13 protein-coding genes and 1 riboswitch are annotated in these 15228 nt (G+C 61.7%); of the genes, 6 read left to right on the plus strand and 7 right to left on the minus strand.

All coding sequences use genetic code 11. The annotated features are described in order from the left end of the window. Window positions 1-254: 254 nt before the first annotated feature. Together RCH22_RS14520 and RCH22_RS14525 are read left to right on the plus strand one after the other, a co-directional pair. The gene (locus RCH22_RS14520; RefSeq protein WP_322136692.1) at window positions 255-1154 is read left to right on the plus strand and encodes a DUF1003 domain-containing protein; all 900 of its coding nucleotides are present in this window, start codon (window positions 255-257) and stop codon (window positions 1152-1154) included. A gap of 21 nt (window positions 1155-1175) precedes the next feature. Beyond that, complete coding sequence (locus RCH22_RS14525; RefSeq protein WP_322136693.1) at window positions 1176-1961, plus strand: MgtC/SapB family protein; 786 nt, start codon at window positions 1176-1178, stop codon at window positions 1959-1961. Between the two features lie 233 nt (window positions 1962-2194). Here the strand turns inward: RCH22_RS14525 and RCH22_RS14530 are convergent, their stop codons facing one another. Both RCH22_RS14530 and RCH22_RS14535 read right to left on the minus strand, forming a co-directional pair. Further along, entirely contained in the window at window positions 2195-2365 is a 171-nt protein-coding gene (locus tag RCH22_RS14530) for a hypothetical protein (protein WP_322136694.1), read from the minus strand. A 181-nt stretch (window positions 2366-2546) separates the two neighbouring features. Next, complete coding sequence (locus RCH22_RS14535) at window positions 2547-2984, minus strand: low affinity iron permease family protein (protein ID WP_322136695.1); 438 nt, start codon at window positions 2982-2984, stop codon at window positions 2547-2549. 50 nt (window positions 2985-3034) lie between these two features. On the opposite strand from RCH22_RS14535, the gene RCH22_RS14540 reads away from it, so the two are divergent. The 3 genes from RCH22_RS14540 (at window position 3035) to RCH22_RS14545 (ending at window position 6393) form a co-directional block, all read left to right on the plus strand. Next, window positions 3035-3514 carry a hypothetical protein gene (locus RCH22_RS14540; RefSeq protein ID WP_322136696.1) on the plus strand — a complete coding sequence of 160 codons (480 nt, stop codon included), beginning with the start codon at window positions 3035-3037 and terminating at the stop codon, window positions 3512-3514. After that, window positions 3438-4352, plus strand: a complete 915-nt coding sequence (locus RCH22_RS21215; RefSeq protein WP_369125156.1) for an MIP/aquaporin family protein — start codon at window positions 3438-3440, stop codon at window positions 4350-4352. Before RCH22_RS14540 ends, RCH22_RS21215 begins: the two co-directional genes overlap by 77 nt. 856 nt (window positions 4353-5208) lie before the next feature. Next, window positions 5209-6393 carry an FtsW/RodA/SpoVE family cell cycle protein gene (locus RCH22_RS14545; RefSeq protein ID WP_327014470.1) on the plus strand — a complete coding sequence of 395 codons (1185 nt, stop codon included), beginning with the start codon at window positions 5209-5211 and terminating at the stop codon, window positions 6391-6393. Between the two features lie 426 nt (window positions 6394-6819). On the opposite strand, the gene RCH22_RS14550 is transcribed toward RCH22_RS14545, so the two are convergent. The 3 genes from RCH22_RS14550 to RCH22_RS14560 form a co-directional block, all read right to left on the minus strand. Next, window positions 6820-8034: a CBS domain-containing protein gene (locus tag RCH22_RS14550; protein WP_327012700.1), complete on the minus strand. Its 1215-nt coding sequence runs from the start codon at window positions 8032-8034 to the stop codon at window positions 6820-6822. 145 nt (window positions 8035-8179) lie between these two features. Continuing rightward, the gene (locus RCH22_RS14555) at window positions 8180-9763 is read right to left on the minus strand and encodes an Nramp family divalent metal transporter (protein ID WP_327012699.1); all 1584 of its coding nucleotides are present in this window, start codon (window positions 9761-9763) and stop codon (window positions 8180-8182) included. A gap of 354 nt (window positions 9764-10117) precedes the next feature. Beyond that, window positions 10118-10287, minus strand: a riboswitch (M-box (ykoK) riboswitch). An 815-nt stretch (window positions 10288-11102) separates the two neighbouring features. After that, a protein-coding gene (locus RCH22_RS14560) for an IS3 family transposase (protein WP_323511346.1) occupies window positions 11103-12247 on the minus strand; the annotation gives its coding sequence in 2 pieces (ribosomal slippage) (window positions 11103-11968 and window positions 11968-12247; 1146 coding nt in all). Window positions 12248-12343: 96 nt separating this feature from the next. On the opposite strand from RCH22_RS14560, the gene RCH22_RS14565 reads away from it, so the two are divergent. Further along, entirely contained in the window at window positions 12344-12499 is a 156-nt protein-coding gene (locus RCH22_RS14565) for a hypothetical protein (RefSeq protein WP_322140582.1), read from the plus strand. A gap of 357 nt (window positions 12500-12856) precedes the next feature. Here RCH22_RS14565 and istB read toward each other — a convergent pair whose 3' ends face one another. Together istB and istA are read right to left on the minus strand one after the other, a co-directional pair. Next, entirely contained in the window at window positions 12857-13636 is a 780-nt protein-coding gene (gene istB / locus RCH22_RS14570) for an IS21-like element helper ATPase IstB (RefSeq protein WP_322189230.1), read from the minus strand. After that, window positions 13633-15159: an IS21 family transposase gene (gene istA, locus RCH22_RS14575; protein ID WP_322189228.1), complete on the minus strand. Its 1527-nt coding sequence runs from the start codon at window positions 15157-15159 to the stop codon at window positions 13633-13635. The genes istB and istA overlap by 4 nt, the downstream gene beginning before the upstream one ends. Window positions 15160-15228 lie beyond the last annotated feature (69 nt).

A 15228-nucleotide genomic window follows, 5' to 3' on the forward strand; every position in this document is an offset into this window, starting at 1 on the left:
CGGGAGACGGTCCGAGTACAGGCTACGGCGCACTCGGAGTGCGTGCCGATCATCTTCGCGGAACGCACCCCCCAAACGAGGTTCGCGGTGGAGCCTTTCAGTTCGTCGGGGGTCAGGCGGTTATAAGTCCATGGGCTGTGACCCGGGCGAGGAGGCCGTGGGGAGCGACCGGCCACCAAGCGCCAGTCAAACCGCCGCCCCAACACTGGCAACCCAGGTCTGTGAGGATCTACACGTCGCTTATCATGAGCGTCATGGACCACACCCGCGAATTGAGACCTTCCAAGAGAACGGCGCCCACTGACGCTGCTGCGGCCAGTGAGAATGAACATCTTGGCCTAAATGCTCGACTTGGACTTTTCCTTACCAGCAAGGTCGGATCTATGTGGTCCGTCTATATCACTATCGTTTTCGTATTCGTCTGGATTGTCCTGGCCAGCGTCGGACCGTTACATAAGACTGACCCTTACCCGTTCCCTTTCCTACTGTTCCTGGGTAACTTGGTGCAGCTGGTACTCGTGTTCGTGATCCTCGTAGGCCAGGGTGTACTCGGCCGCAGTTCTGATCATCGTTCCGAACGCACCTTCAGAGACGCTGAAACGATTCTCAGCGAGGTCCTCACACTGCATTCCCACCTGGTGGAACAAGACCGCATCCTCAACAAGGGCGTCGATCTGGTCAAATCGAGTGCGCACCCGCGGGTGAAGGAAAGGGAGACGATAACACCGACTACGGTCGGGGAGCAATATGTGGGACTCAATGGTCGTATCGCTGCCGCAATTACAAGGGCCGTCAGCACAATGTGGGCTTTCTATTTTGCTGTGTTTTTCCAGTTCGGGTGGATCGGATTGGCCTTGACCGGAATCATCACTTTCGACCCCTACCCATTCGCGTTTCTCCTCTTTATTTCCAGCCTCCTCCAACTGGTGTTCATGTTCGTCATCATGGTCGGGCAAGATGTACTCGGCCGGGCCGGTACCCAACGCGCCGAGCAGACTTACCTTGACGCAGAAGCAGTCGTCCATGAATGCCGCAGACTTCAGCGCCACCTCACACAACAAGACAAAGCAATAGTCGCTATCTGCAACTACATCGAATCCGAAGCCCCCCAAGACCACCCCATCAGACAAACACTGCCCACCGTCACATTCTAAAAAACATACAAAGAAGAGTGAGTGGCTGTGAACCCAACGGATTTTGAATTCGCGCTTCGCCTGCTTCTAGCCACCGGGTGTGGCCTGATGATCGGTCTCGAACGTCAATTTCGCTCACGAACGGCTGGGCTGAGGACTCAGGCCCTCGTAGCGGCGGGTGCCGCAGTATTTGTGCTGTTCGGAGAGCAAGCCGGTGTTCCCCAGGCACCGCTGCAAATTGCGGCGTATGTCGTTTCGGGAGTGGGCTTTCTCGGCGGTGGGGTGATTTTGCGGCAGGGCTTTACCGTGCAGGGGCTGAACACCGCGGCAACTCTCTGGTGCTCGGCCGCCGTGGGATGTCAAGCCGCTGCCGGACATCTCATACCCGCCCTGACAACAACGGCGGTCGTGCTGGCGATACACCTGCTACTTCGTCCGCTTGGGCGGTTGGTTGATCGCGCCCCCGCTACGAAGGAAGAGTCAGTCGGCTCCTACACTCTCCTAATCCTTGTTCGCCGCAAACATGAACCGCACCTTCGAGCTCAACTCGTTCAGGCTTTGTCAGGACCGGCATTCGTCTTGCGAAGTGTTGCAAATCATTCCCCGGAAGAGTCCCTCACCGGCACCAGTCTTGTCCAACTCCAGGTTGAGCTCCTGATCGAGGGAAATGCACCTGAGTTACTGGACACACTGGTCACCCGGCTCTCTCTCGAGCAGGGTGTGAGTAGCCTCTCCTGGCACTCCAACAACCCAGAGACCGGCACGGACGACGATCGTGACGACCAACAGCCCCTGACCCGGCGCCGATTCACCCTTCGCGGCAATTAGTGGGCAGCACCATCCACATCGTCAACGAAATACACCGCACGAGGTCACCCCTCGTGAAAGCCTTTCTCGAAAGCGCGAGACGCAGTGGGCAGGACCGAAGCTAACCTCATCGCCGGCGAAACACATACGCAGGTGTCGCCCACCCCGGCCGACACCGATCTGATCTTTGTGGACTGTGCCGCTACCCGGGTGAAATAATTCGTCTTCCACGCCAATGCTGGGCTCTGTCGGATCTATTCTCCGGCGTCAACACGCCTCGCGATGAGGCGAAGCGCCTCCCACGTGCGCGTGCTCTCGGCCGCGACCATTTTCATGAACACGTCCAGAGGCAGACCGTAGTCAACGAGCAACCACTTGGCGCGCACGTCTTCTGCCAAAGCATCGATCTCTTCAGTGAGCGTCATGTCCATCTCCTCTTTCAGGGTTCAAGCGGATTGCCGCTTTACTGCGCCCAGTATAAAGACGCAGCTTGGCTGGCAGCGCGTGTCGAAGACGTGTTCATCTCGAACACCCACTGTTTTGCTCCTGAGATTCCCGGCACAGGCGGCGGGGCCCGGGACCATGCCATAGGCTCCTGGACGATTTTTAGGGCTGTGGCGTGGCATTGTGGACGGCTTGTTCGCGGTGGGTGAGGTTGCGGTCGGCGAGATCATCGAGTTCTTTGTCTGGTGCTGCTTCCACGGCTATGAGGCGATTGTCGGCTGTGGGTAGGGCGCGTAATAGCTCGTCTAGTTTTCGTTGTGTCGCGGCCTGTTGTCGAGCTTGAGTGTGCTGGATGACGAAAACCATGACGAGGGTGATAGTGGCGGTCACGGTCGTGAGGGCCGTCTCCCACCAGGCAGGAAAGCCTAGGAGAAGGCCCGAAAACAACCACAGCAGAGTGATGAACGCGGCAGTGAGACCGAAAGAAGCATGTGCAGTGATATCGCCAACTCGATGGATGAACCGGCTACTCCAGTGGCGTTCACGTCCGCCGGGCGCTTGTCGGGGCGAGTTGGATCGGGGAGGCTCTTGACCGGACATGCGATCCACACTAGCTTCGGAGCCAGCTCGCGTTGGCGTCCGGTCGCGCCGTGCAGCTTTACGACCAAGAAGATGACGTCCCGGCCGCGAGGAAGGGAAAAGAAATCATGATGAGCACGAGTGTGAAACAGGTCCCTGACAAAAAGGCGCCGAAAGCCGGGGTGCTCCGGTGGCGGGTCGATGTGGCGGGACACGATTATGCGGCGGCGAGATCGTATCTGTCGCTGAACGCGAAGCCCAAGGCGATTGACGCGCTTGTGAAACAGTTGAGGGGGACGCGGGTCGTCCATTTCAAGGCCAAGGACCTGTTGCGGGGTTGTGGGTTGCCGCTCTTGCCGCGCAGCAACCCGGATGTTGCCAAGGAATTGGACCGCATAGCCGCAGGCGTCCAGCTGTCGCCGTGTTTGATCATTCGAGGTCAGATCGGCAAGGGTCGCGTCGCGCAGATCGCCGATGGTTATCACCGGATCTGCGCGGCGAATTACGTGGACGAGGACGCCGAGGTCCCCGTGCAGATCATCAGCGCGTAGGCGTGCCGTGATCATTTCTGCGGGCCGTGACGTGGGGCATTTGGGGCTGTCGCCACGGGACCGCGGCTGGGTCCATGAATTCAATAACCGGAATCGAGAATGGACTCGACTTGGCGCTGAAATGTTCGGGACGTACTTTTTGGTTCTGGTCGCGGCTGGAGCAGGAACAGTCGATTCCCTCACCCACGGGGACGTCGGCCGCGGCGCCAGTGTCACGGCGCCAGGGTTAATGGTCGCGGCCATCATATTGTTCATGGGCGCCGTATCCGGTGCTCACCTCAACCCGCTGGTCAGTGTTGCCTTCGCCTTGCGAGGTGACTTTCCTTGGCGCCGAGTGCCGGGATATGTCCTCGCCCAGTTGGCCGGCGCGATCCTGGCATCACTAACCCTGATAGCCGTGTTTGGCCCACACGGAGGTAACGGCGAGACAGTCCCCGGTCCTGCCTTCACGGACTCGCAAGCGCTCGTCGTCGAGGCTTTGTTGACTATGGGGCTGGTGAGCACAATTCTGGGCTCCGCATCCGGGGCGCAGAACGTTGGATCCTTCTCGGCGATTGCGGTGGGCGGGTACATAATTCTGGCGGGGCTATGGGCGAGCCCAGTCAGCGGGGCTTCGATGAATCCCGCCCGGACTGTCGGCCCAGACCTCGTTCGCGGCGACTTCACCCACACCTGGGTATACCTCCTCGGACCCTCAATCGGAACGCTCCTAGCCGTGGGCTCAGCCTATTTTCTACGCGGCCCAGGTGGCGGACCCACGGGGACGAAAGCCGCCCAGGGAAGAACCGACCCCGAGCAACCCAGCCAACGACACCCCCACCCCGATAACCGATTGTGAACGCTCCGCCAAAAGACCAGCACGAAAACACACCAGATTGCGGTTGAGGAACCAGGCTAGCTGGTCATGGTGTCCCGTGTCGGTCTTCGTGACCCGGTGCAGGGCAGGTCTCGGCGCCATGGCTCAGGAAACGCGGACTGAGCATTACGATCGGCTGCTGCCTCCCGGCACCGGTACCGGTACCGGCAGGTGGAACACGATCAAACGCCGCCTCTTCGACCACATGTCAGTGGACTGGCGCGGCACTGGTCACCCACTTTCCATCGACTTCGTCGCGCCGACCACGATCCGAATCCGAAATCACCTGGCGACTTTGTCCGTCAGAGGCTGGCGCCTGGATGTGAAGATGAGGAAAAAAAGAGAGGAGAGCACTCAACACCGGGCTCCCAATCACCCATATTTGGCTCGGCACTGACGTCGCTTCAGCGGAGGTCAGTGCCCATTTCCTCTGACGTTGTCTCGCTGAAACCGTGAGGCTGCCTCACCGGGTTGCTCGTGATGTGGCCCGGTTGCCCAGTCCGCATCCAGGTGTATCGGCGCGACGATGAAGGGATCGATGTCACCTGTCCCGGGCCTATGACAGCTGAAGCCAGCCCGTAGATGGCGTCGTGCGACACGCTTCCACCCTGCGATAATTCTTGTGCCGCTGAGGGAGGATAGTCCAACGGGCATGTCACAGGAGGACCGGCCACAATTTTTGATGGTTGGTTGGTTCTTTCCAACAAGTGCCATTTACTGATGGGGCACGCGGGAAATCTGAGACCACATGAAAAATTCACTGCGCACTCGCTCCACTTTGAGGTCCGTTCGCCCTGCCACGGCAGACACCGCGTCGGCGCCGATACCCCAAGTGCGAATGATTCGGGTGAGGCGAATTTTTCATGCTCTGCCAACGAATTACTTCCTGCTGTTGGGCACGACAGTGTTCTTGGTCGTGTTCGGAATGGCCATGGTCTTGTCTTCCTCGTCGGTGGATTCATACCTGAGCGGTGGCGGATTCTTTGGCGTGCTCCTCCACCAGGGCTTCGTGGCCCTGGTCGGCATCCCGTTGATGCTCCTCGTCAGCCGGGCTCCGCTCAAATTTTGGCGACGGATCGCGTGGCCGGCCTTGATCCTCACTTGCTTCGTGCAATGCCTGGTATTCACTCCGCTGGGCGTGACCGTCGCCGGAAACACCAATTGGCTATCAGTGGGCAGTTTCCAATTCCAGCCCTCCGAAGCCATCAAGGTGGCTTTGGCCATCTGGCTCGGCACGATCCTCGCTCACAAGCAAAACCAACTCGACGACTGGCGACACGTCCTCATCCCCGTCCTCGGAGTCGGCGGGACCGCGGTCATGCTTGTCATGATCCGAGGTGACCTCGGTACGACCGTCATAATGGCCGGGATGCTCTTTGGTTCGCTCTTCTTCGCTGGCGTACGGTTGCGCATGCTGGCGATTCCCCTAGGAATTGGCGCTGTGGGCGCTATCGCCGCTGCCGCGGGAAGCGCTAATCGGTTGACGCGTATCCTCAGCTTCTTTGGAACTGGATGCGACACCACGACCGGGACGATCTCGGCTTCATGCTGGCAACCCCTGCACGGCACATGGGCGCTGGCCAATGGCGGAGTCCTCGGCGTTGGCCTTGGCAACTCCAAGGCCAAATGGTCCTGGCTACCGGCCGCCGACAACGACTACATTTTCGCCATCATCGGCGAAGAACTTGGCCTCATCGGCGCCGTCGCCGTTCTCCTCCTGTTCGTACTCCTCGCAGTCGGGTTCATCCGAATCATGAGCGCCACAACACACCTGCAAGCCAAAGTGTCCACCGCAACAGTCATGGTCTGGATCATCGGCCAGGCCCTCGTTAACATTGGTGTGGTTCTGGGGTTCATCCCCGTGCTCGGAGTTCCCCTCCCCTTCATCTCGGCCGGAGGCACAGCCTTGCTCACGACCCTCGTGGCAATCGGCGTCGTGCTCTCCTTCGCCAGGAACGGTCAAAACACAAGAGTTAGCGACAAGCTCCACACGTCCCCCGCCATACGGCCCGCTGGCTCGTAGCCCCCGCGGAGCTCGTCGTTCCATCTCAATGTCAAGATCGCCGTCGGCCTCGCGGTGGAAACACCAGTCAGGGAGAGCCTCGGGGCCACCGCGCCCAGCGGTCACGACGCCCCCATGCCGTTTAGCGTATGGATTACCTCGCGGTAGAGCTTGTACTTGCCTCTGGCGAACATAGCGCCCGTGATGTGATTCTGCTGAGCTCTCGGTCACCCTTACGAATTCGGTGAGAAGAGAGACGGAGGGAAGAGAAGGAAACACTTCACAGCCGGTGTCGCCGAATCGCCTCTACGTAGCGCGGAACTGAGATCGTGTCAGCGGAGATCCGAGCCCATTTCCTCCGCCGCTATCTCAGTGAAATCGTAACGCTGCTCTGGATGAGACGATCCTTCACTGGGAGGAGCCACTGTTCGAAAAGACGGCACGATCTCACACGGCGCCCGGGGTGAGGGAGGCGTGAGTTTGGGGTTCGCGGCGTTGCCAGTCCTGGGGCAGGGCGGCTTCGAGGGCGTCGTCGACGGTGATGATGCCGAGGATGTGGCCGCTTTCGTCGAGGACCGGGAGGGTGAGGAGGTTGAAGTCAGCCATGCGGGTGGTGACGTCGATGATGTCATCTTGTGGTGCGGCGTGAACGGGATCAGGGTCAGCGACTTCGCGAAGGGGACGGTGCGGGTCTGTTTGGAGGGCGCGGATGATACTGATCGCACCACGGAGTGTTCCGTCGTCGGCGGTGCTGTAAATGGTGGTGAGGGCTTCCGGTTGTTGAGTTGTCGAGGTGCGAATGAGATCAAGGGCGTCCTGGATGGTCGCGTGCTCCGCCAGAGCGAGGTATTCCACACCCATGAGGCCCCCTGCCGTTGCGGTGTGGTAGCCCAGCAGGGCCAGAACTTTGGTGTGTTGGGGTTCAGGGAGCAGAGCGAGGACTTCCCGGCGTCGCGCCTGGGGAAGGTCAGTGATGGCGTCGGCCGCGTCATCTGCCCGCATCCGGGTCAGGACAGAAGCGACGTCAGCAGTACTTCGGGATTTGAGGAGATGGGTGAGGCTGTCTTCGTCGAGTTCTTCAAAGACGTCTGCTTCGAATTCCGGGTCGTTGTGGACTTGAGTGAGGAGTTCGCTTTGCTCTTTAGCGTCTGCCGTTTCGATGAGGTCTGCAATTTGGGCTGCTTTGAGACGGCGTAATTTCCCAAACGGGGCGCGAACGAGGACCGACGGTTCGTGGCCGATGAGGGCTTCAAAGGATTTCCAGTCCCGTGCCGGGTCGGTGGCGATGTTCTTCCGGGTGGACCACCAGTGGGTTTGGTGCACGTTCAATCCTGTGACAGCCCACGTGGCGGTGTCGGAGCTGAGATAAATGTCGTGAGCACGGACGAGGGAGGCCATGTGCACGTCGATGAGGCGGTGGCCCAGGACGTCAGCGTTGAGTAGGACCTCGCCCGGGCGGCGCTGGAATGCCCGCACGTTCAAGCGGGCTGTGGTGAGCTCGACTCGATTGGGTTCCAAGGCTCTGACGTCGGCGATCGGGACGTAGATGGTTTCGGAACCCACTTTGACCACGAGCGCGGTCACGAGGGGGTAGTCATCTCCCCTGAGGCGAACAATGACGTCAGCGAGTTTGGCAAGTTGTTTTCCTTGGCTGTCGACCACGGCATGGCGCAGGAGTTGGGAAAGACGGAGAGCGGATTTAGTTGTTGTTGGAACGGGAGAGTTAGACACAGTGGCTTCTTTCACGAACAAGGCTAGGTAGAGGTGGCACGTTGTCGGGGTGGTATTGAGAATATGGTGCTCGCGGCTAGTGGCCCAGTGCGAGCTGGATGACGCGGACCACGACGAGGACCATAGCGAGGATCAGGTAGGCGCGCAGCACGCCCAATCCGATGGTCCGACCGGTGGAGAGCTCCGGGCGGGCGAGGAGGGTGAGGGGTGGCATCCGCCAACGGAGACGTTGACTGTGTTCCATCGGGAGCACCGCATCACCGGCCGGGCGTCGCCGGCGAAGGACCAGGGCGGTCGCTCCGACAAGAATTCCCAAGACGCTGCCCCCGCCGAGGATGGACAAGATTGTCTCTCCCGTGATGTCTGGGAAGAGAACGCTGGCTGTGAGGATGATGGAAAGCATGACCAGCACGGCGACGACAACAGACGTGAACAGGTTCAACCATTTGCCGTTGACCCAGGGGCCCAGCACGTCTTTGTCGTTGCAGAGCAATAAGAGGAAGACCGTGGCTGAAGGTAGCAGCACCCCGGCGAGAGTCTGTACTCCCACGGTCAAGAGTCCCAGCGGCGCACCGGGAATCAGAACAATCGTGGCTGCCAGGGCGAGGAGGGCAGCGAATACGGCGTAGAAGCCCTTCGCTTCCCACGGTTTGCGGTGCAGGGAGTGCTTCAACCCCAACACGTCGCCCAACGCGTATGAAGTAGACAAACCTACTGCGGCCGCACCAATAATGGACGCGTCGATCAACGCGATCGCGAACATCACTCCCACGCCAGGTCCGACAAACTTGCCGAGGCCTTCTGCGACCCCGAGTGCGTCAGTGAAATTGCCGAATTCGGGCCGGCCCGTGAAGGTGGCGGACGTGAAGCCGATGATCGCGGCCGCACCGACGATGACCATCAAGATCCCGATCCACAAGTCGACCTTTTCGTAATTCATGAACCGGGGCGTGATGCGCTTGTCAATGACATAGGACTGTTGGAAGAACAACTGCCACGGGGCGACGGTCGTGCCGACGATCCCGATGATGAGCAGCATCACCGTGGAAAGTTGGGACCCGGGTGGCATCCCGGGGAGCACAAAATTGGTCGCCATCTCACCCAGATTCGGACCCGACAGAAAGAAAATGGGGACCAACAAGAGGGACCCGGCAACAAGAACCATGCTGACGCGTTCGAACCGTTTAAAAGACCCGGTGCTGACGGCGCCGAGCACGAGCACGGCTGCAACAATTACGCCGGGAATTTGGGGGATGCCCAGATACTGCAAGCCCAAACTGATACCGATGAATTCGGTCACGATGGTGAGCGCGTTCAGGATGAACAGGTCAATGACGCTGAAGGCTCCCCAGAACTTTCCAAAACGTTCCAAGATGAGCCGGGCATGGCCCACCCCCGTGACCACCCCCAACCGCAACACCATTTCCTGGTTCACGTAGAGGACAGGTACCAGCAGCAGCAACGTCCACAGCAATGTGGTCCCATAATTTTGGCCAGCTTGCGTGTAGGTCCCAAACGCGCCAGCGTCGTTGTCGCCGACCATCACAATCAGTCCAGGACCCAGAATGGCCAAAAGGGTACGCAGTTTTGCCCGCACGCCCCGCCGCGGCGCATCATCGCCGAGTCGAATCGTGCCCATGGCCCCTTCAATATCGCCCACGTGCGCGGAATCCAGGACCGCTGACACGGGCCCGGTCGGAGGAACGAGGTTTGACGTTGTATCCATGGTGAACTTTCTGCAGGAAATGAAAAGACAGGATCCGGGAGCCGATCAAACGCGGCCCCACGAGGGCCGGCGATGTCGGGAACACCGCGGAAACCACAGGGCCGGGCGAGAAAATATGACCTGGCCGGGCTGCGATCACCGCGGGGCACGCCACCAGAAAGGCGTGTGCAGGCAGACTGCTACCTGGTGCGCGTGGTCGGCAGGAGGTAGGGTCTATGGCTCTCGCTCATTGACGTGCTCCCTCCGCTTTGCTCAGCGCACACGAAGAGTCCGACCAGACCGGCCGAGGTAACCTCTCCTCGTAAGACCTTTGGCACTTTGCGGCGTTAACCCGGAAACCGGGAGCCAATCGGGGCAATCCCTTGTTCCGGGAAAACCTGTCCTGACCCGGGGCGTCTCTGGACGTTGGGGGTCGCTGGCTTATATCCACAAAGGAGCCTCAGCTAACGAACGGCGCCCTGCAAAGATGACTGTACGCGGAGACCCCAACAGAAGCAATCGCGGCTGTCAATGTTCCACAAGCGTTCACCTTGCCGCGACGTTAAACGGCCGCCGTCTGGGCGGCGCGGCAACATGGATAGCTTTACCTTGCTAGCGCGCCGCGTTCTAAAGTGCTCAACTCGACTAGATCCCCCGGTCCAACCCTTCATCGGACCCGGAAAGACCAGAACGCCAAGGGCGAGGACCTAAGTCGAGACCAAGACTTGAGGAAGCAGAGGACAGGGATGCACTCATTCGGATCACTCATCCTGCTGCCACTGAACGCGAACCAGGTCGCAGCCGGTTCCCGGTCTGATCCCGGGCCTGACCTTCCTCTCGGCACGATGACGGACCCGACGTTCACCGCCCAGGCGCGTCTGGCCGCTCACCGACTAAATCTCTTCCGGATCGCACCAGACATGGTCCTCACGCCCTGCGAACCGGGCTGGATGCCGCTCACTCAAGGGGTACTGACGGAACTGCGTCACCTACCGCGCGTTGTCCGCTCCGACCGTCGACTGGACGTTGAAGAGGCCTGGGATCGTCACCAAAGCGCACGGCGCCAAGACCCCTCACTCCGGCCCGGCTGGTTGTCGCGGACCGAGTCGTCCCCCGAAGCTGGCGACACCGGTGACGCGACTTCGACCTCGTTCAGCCCGCCGAGCAGACTCGAACTATCAGCAAACATGGACACCAAGGACGTCGTATCCACTTCGAGGCGGTCGTTCGTCACAGATTTGCTCATGCCGCTGGGGACTGCCCCGAGTTCAGTTGACTCAAAGGGTTAGTGGTTTCAGGCGGCCTTGAGGGCCACGTTTATTGTCTCAAACTCGATCGGGGTGAGCTTGCCGAGGCGGCGTTGTCGGCGCTTGCGGTGGTAGGTCCTCTCGATCCAGACCACCATCGCCAGGCGCAGTTCTTCCCGGGTTGACCACCGCTGCCGGTCCAGGACGTTCTTCTGCAGCAGGGCGAAGAACGACTCCATCGCGGCGTTATCGCCGCAGGCGCCGACGCGACCCATCGACCCGGTGATGCCGTTGTTCTTCAGCACCCGAAGGAACGCGTTGGAGCGGAATTGAGAGCCTCGGTCCGAGTGCAGGATCGTGCCGTCGATGGTGCGCTGGCCGATCGCGTTGCGGGCCGCTGCGACGGCCAGGGATGCTTTCATTCGGGAGTCGATGGAGTAGCCGACGATCTTGTTCGAGTAGACGTCTTTGATCGCGCAGAGGTAGAGCTTGCCCTCGTCGGTGCGGTGTTCGGTGATGTCGGTCAGCCAAAGCTGGTTCGGGCGTGTCGCGGTGAATTTCCGCTCGACGAGGTCGTCGTGGACGGGTGGGCCGGCCTTGCGCGTGAGGCCGCGTTTCTTCGCGAACACGGACCAGAGCCGCTGCTGCGAGCACAGCCGCCAGACCCGGTTCTCGCTGGCGCTGAGGCCCGCCTGGTGGAGCTCGTCGGCGATGAACCGGTATCCGAACGCAGGGTCGTCCCGGTGAGCGTCCCAGGCGGCGTTGGTGAGGTGGGCGTCGTCCCAGTCGCGCTGGGAGATAGGGTTGCGCTTCCACTGGTAGAACGCTTGTTTGGAGAAGCGCAACACCCGGCAGGTCACCGTGACGGGGACACCGTCGACGGCCAGTTCACGGACCAGCGGGTAGATCATTTTGGGTTGACGTCCCGGGACAGATAGGCCACGGCCCGCCGCATGACCTCGGCTTCCTGCTCGAGCAGCCGGATGCGCTTCCTGGCATCGCGCAGTTCCGCGGATTCCTTCTCGGTCACGCCGGGCTTGACGCCTTCTTGGACGTCGGCTTTCTTGAGCCAGTTCGCCAGGCAGGACTCCGAGATCCCGAAGTCCTTCGCGATCTGATTCAGCGGGGCTTCGTGCTTCCGGGCGACCGCGACAACATCGCGGCGGAACTCGGGTGGGTAAGGCTTGGGCATGATGACATCTTTCCAGCGAAGACGAATCTCCACAGGTCAGGAGTCAACCAAACCCGGGGCAGTCCCCTGCTGTCCGACCGGCAAACCATACTTCTCATGGCAGATCCGCACGTTATTGCTCAACTACGGATCGTTCTCAACGACAGCAATGCTCGGCAGACCCGTGACGCTGAACTCCCGACCGGGCAACTCCTCCGATACGACTTCGACCGCAACCTGCACCCCCTCAACCCCTTGGGAAGCTCCCTCTAACCGGCGATCTCCAGTTCTCCACGCTGGTAGCCGCCACTCCAGCACGACGCTGCCAAGCGTGCCAGCGATGCCAACACCGAGCAAACTGGCAGCTGAGGTGCTGTCGACCGGCGTCTTCGCCGATATCCAAGTGGTGCTTTCCCACGAGTGGTGATGAATGCACAGAAGTCGCTGGTCTGGGTTGCATTCGAGTGCCCTAGAACCCGAGGACCCGAGGGATTGTCAATGGCCATTTGGAACTGCCCGTAGGCGGCCAGCAGAATTGCCCGCTGGTGGCCACGAGAACTGCCCGGTCATGGCCAACAGATCTGCCCACCTGGGTGTTGGTGGCGTTGGCCATGCGCGGTCGTAGTTGGTCTAGCTCATCTTCGTGACGCCTTTCCCGGCGAGGGCCTGCGTGAGGCGGATCGAGTCGCCCGAGGTCTGGCAGACGTGGGCGTGGTGCAGGAGCCGGTCAACGGTCGCGGTCGCGAGGGTCTTGGGCATGAGCTCGTCAAAGCCTGCTGGATGCAGGTTCGACGAGACTGCGATGGAGCGTTTCTCGTAGGCGGCATCGACGAGTCGATAGAGGCCCTCGGCGGCGTCGGCCCCGACTTCGAGCAGCCCGATGTCATCGATCACGATCAGATCCGAGCGCAGGATCCGGGCCACGACCCGGCCGACGGAGTCGTCGGCGCGGTGCGCGCGGACGAGAGCACCGAGGTCTTCGAGGCGGAACCAGGCGACTCGCATCCCGGCCTCGACGACTTGCTGGCCGAGGGCCTCGAGGAAGAACGTCTTCCCAGTCCCGGAGGGCCCGCAAACGACGACGTTCTCCTTCCGGCCGATCCATTCCAACGTGCGGAGGGCCTGCTGCGTCGGGGCCGGGATCGAGGACGCGGCCTCATCCCACGTGTCGAACGTTTTCCCCGTTGGGAACCCCGCGGCCCGGCGCCTGGTCGCGAGCATTGACCGGGACCGGCCGGTGACTTCCTCAACGAAGAGGGCCTTGATGATCTCGACGGGTTCCCAGCGTTGCGCCCGGGCGGTCGCGATCAGTTCCGGCGCCAGAGCGCGGGCGTAGGGCATCTTTAACTGCCGCATCAACGCTTCCAGGTCCGCGGGCAGCGCGGGCGCGGCGGTCGCGGTGACGCTCACGCGCTCTGCTCCAACTCGTCATCGGCGGCTTGTCCGATAGCGGCCCACCCGGCGGTGCCCTGCGCGAGCGAGCTGGTCTCGCCCGCCGTGCGTGCCGGCGGGCGGATCGAGCCTGCGCTGAGGAGGGAGGCGAGGTCACCGGTCGCGAACCGACCATAGGTCGCGGCCTGGCCGAGGTCCTCGTCGACCGGGGCGGTGCCGCTGATCTTGGCCAGCGCGACGGCCTCAGCCATCTTCACGTTCATCCGCGCGGTCCCGGCCGCGGCCGCTTCCAGTAACCACGCGTGCGCGCCAGCCCCGATGGCCAGGAACTCCGTCTCGGCCGCGCTGCGCGGGGTGATCGTGTAATCTCCCGGGATCTTCTCCCGGTGATCGGGGAAGTGCGCGTCGTCAATTTTCGGACTGCCGGGCCGGGCCCGGTGGTGCCGGGCGACTTCAACGGGACCGTCACTGCCGACGTGGACGATGACGACCTGCTCAGAGGCTCCGACGCCGTGGCTGCGGACGAACACACGGGCGCCGAGCAAGTGCGCCGGCACCGAGTACTGGCCGTTCTCGAACGTGACCATCGGCGTGTTCTCCGGAACGGCCCGCGTCAAGCCCAGCGCGACGGTGTGCGCGGTGTCAGGGACCCGGTGCAACCGGGGCCGTTCCTCCTCGAGCATCGCGGACGGCTTCCGCCTGGTCGCGCGGTGCTCCCGGGCATTCACCACGGCCATGAACGCCTCGCAGGCCGCTTCGACCTCGGCAAACGAGGCGTAGTCGGGCCGGAGGTTGGTGTCTTTGGGCACGATGTCAGCCTTGGCGAGCTTCACCGAGGACTCCACCCCGCCCTTGGACGCGGGATCCGCCGGCTGGCACGTCAGCACGCTCACCCCGTAGTGGCGGGCGAAGTCCACCGTCTGTGGATTCCGCACCGGAACCCCGGCGACATGGGAGACGGTCACCGTTTTCTCGTTATCGGTCAGGACGTAGGTCGGGGCGCCGCCGAGGAGCCGGAACGAGCGGTCCAGCGCGGCGAACACGCTCGGCGCCGTCCGATCCCGTAACGCGATCACGATACGGAACCGTGACCACGCTAGCCACGCGACGAACAACACCGTTTTCTTCCCGTCGATGACGGGGCCGTCGCCGAAGTCATACTGCAACCACATTCCCGGCTCCGTGATCCACGGCCGGTGCACCCGCACCCGGCCAAGCCGGAACGCAGCACGGACCTGCGCGACCGCGCGCCGCGTCGACCGCTCCGACCCCGCAAAGCCCAGGCCGATCAGTTTCGCGTGGGCCCGGTCCGCACGGATCTTGCCCTGAGAGGCCTCCACCCATTCCTCGATCTTGGGCAGGAACGGGTCCGTGACCCGGCCCCGGTAGGCGGGCTCCGCGAGCGGCCGGCCCGCGTCGCGCGCGGCGACGTGCCGGGCGACGGTGTGATGCGAGCACCCGGTGAGCTCGGCCGCAGCACGCAACGACTCGGTCAGGTCGTAGGCAGCGAGTATTTCCATGATTTCTCCGTCAAACTTCATTCAGGGCCTCTTCCTGGGCGACTTTGATGCGACTAGACACCGTCATCAAATCCCAGGAAGGGGCTCCCG

The sequence above is a fragment of the Cryobacterium sp. GrIS_2_6 genome, assembly GCF_035984545.1.
Lineage (GTDB): Bacteria > Actinomycetota > Actinomycetes > Actinomycetales > Microbacteriaceae > Cryobacterium.

Coding starts and splice junctions, on each gene's coding strand:
- RCH22_RS21215 (WP_369125156.1), top strand. CDS start 3,438: ATGGTTATCACCGGATCTGCGCGGCGAATTACGTGGACGAGGACGCCG.
- istA (WP_322189228.1), bottom strand. CDS start 15,159: ATGAAGTTTGACGGAGAAATCATGGAAATACTCGCTGCCTACGACCTG.
- RCH22_RS14565 (WP_322140582.1), top strand. CDS start 12,344: ATGGCAGATCCGCACGTTATTGCTCAACTACGGATCGTTCTCAACGAC.
- RCH22_RS14530 (WP_322136694.1), bottom strand. CDS start 2,365: ATGACGCTCACTGAAGAGATCGATGCTTTGGCAGAAGACGTGCGCGCC.
- RCH22_RS14545 (WP_327014470.1), top strand. CDS start 5,209: ATGATTCGGGTGAGGCGAATTTTTCATGCTCTGCCAACGAATTACTTC.
- RCH22_RS14535 (WP_322136695.1), bottom strand. CDS start 2,984: ATGTCCGGTCAAGAGCCTCCCCGATCCAACTCGCCCCGACAAGCGCCC.
- RCH22_RS14520 (WP_322136692.1), top strand. CDS start 255: ATGGACCACACCCGCGAATTGAGACCTTCCAAGAGAACGGCGCCCACT.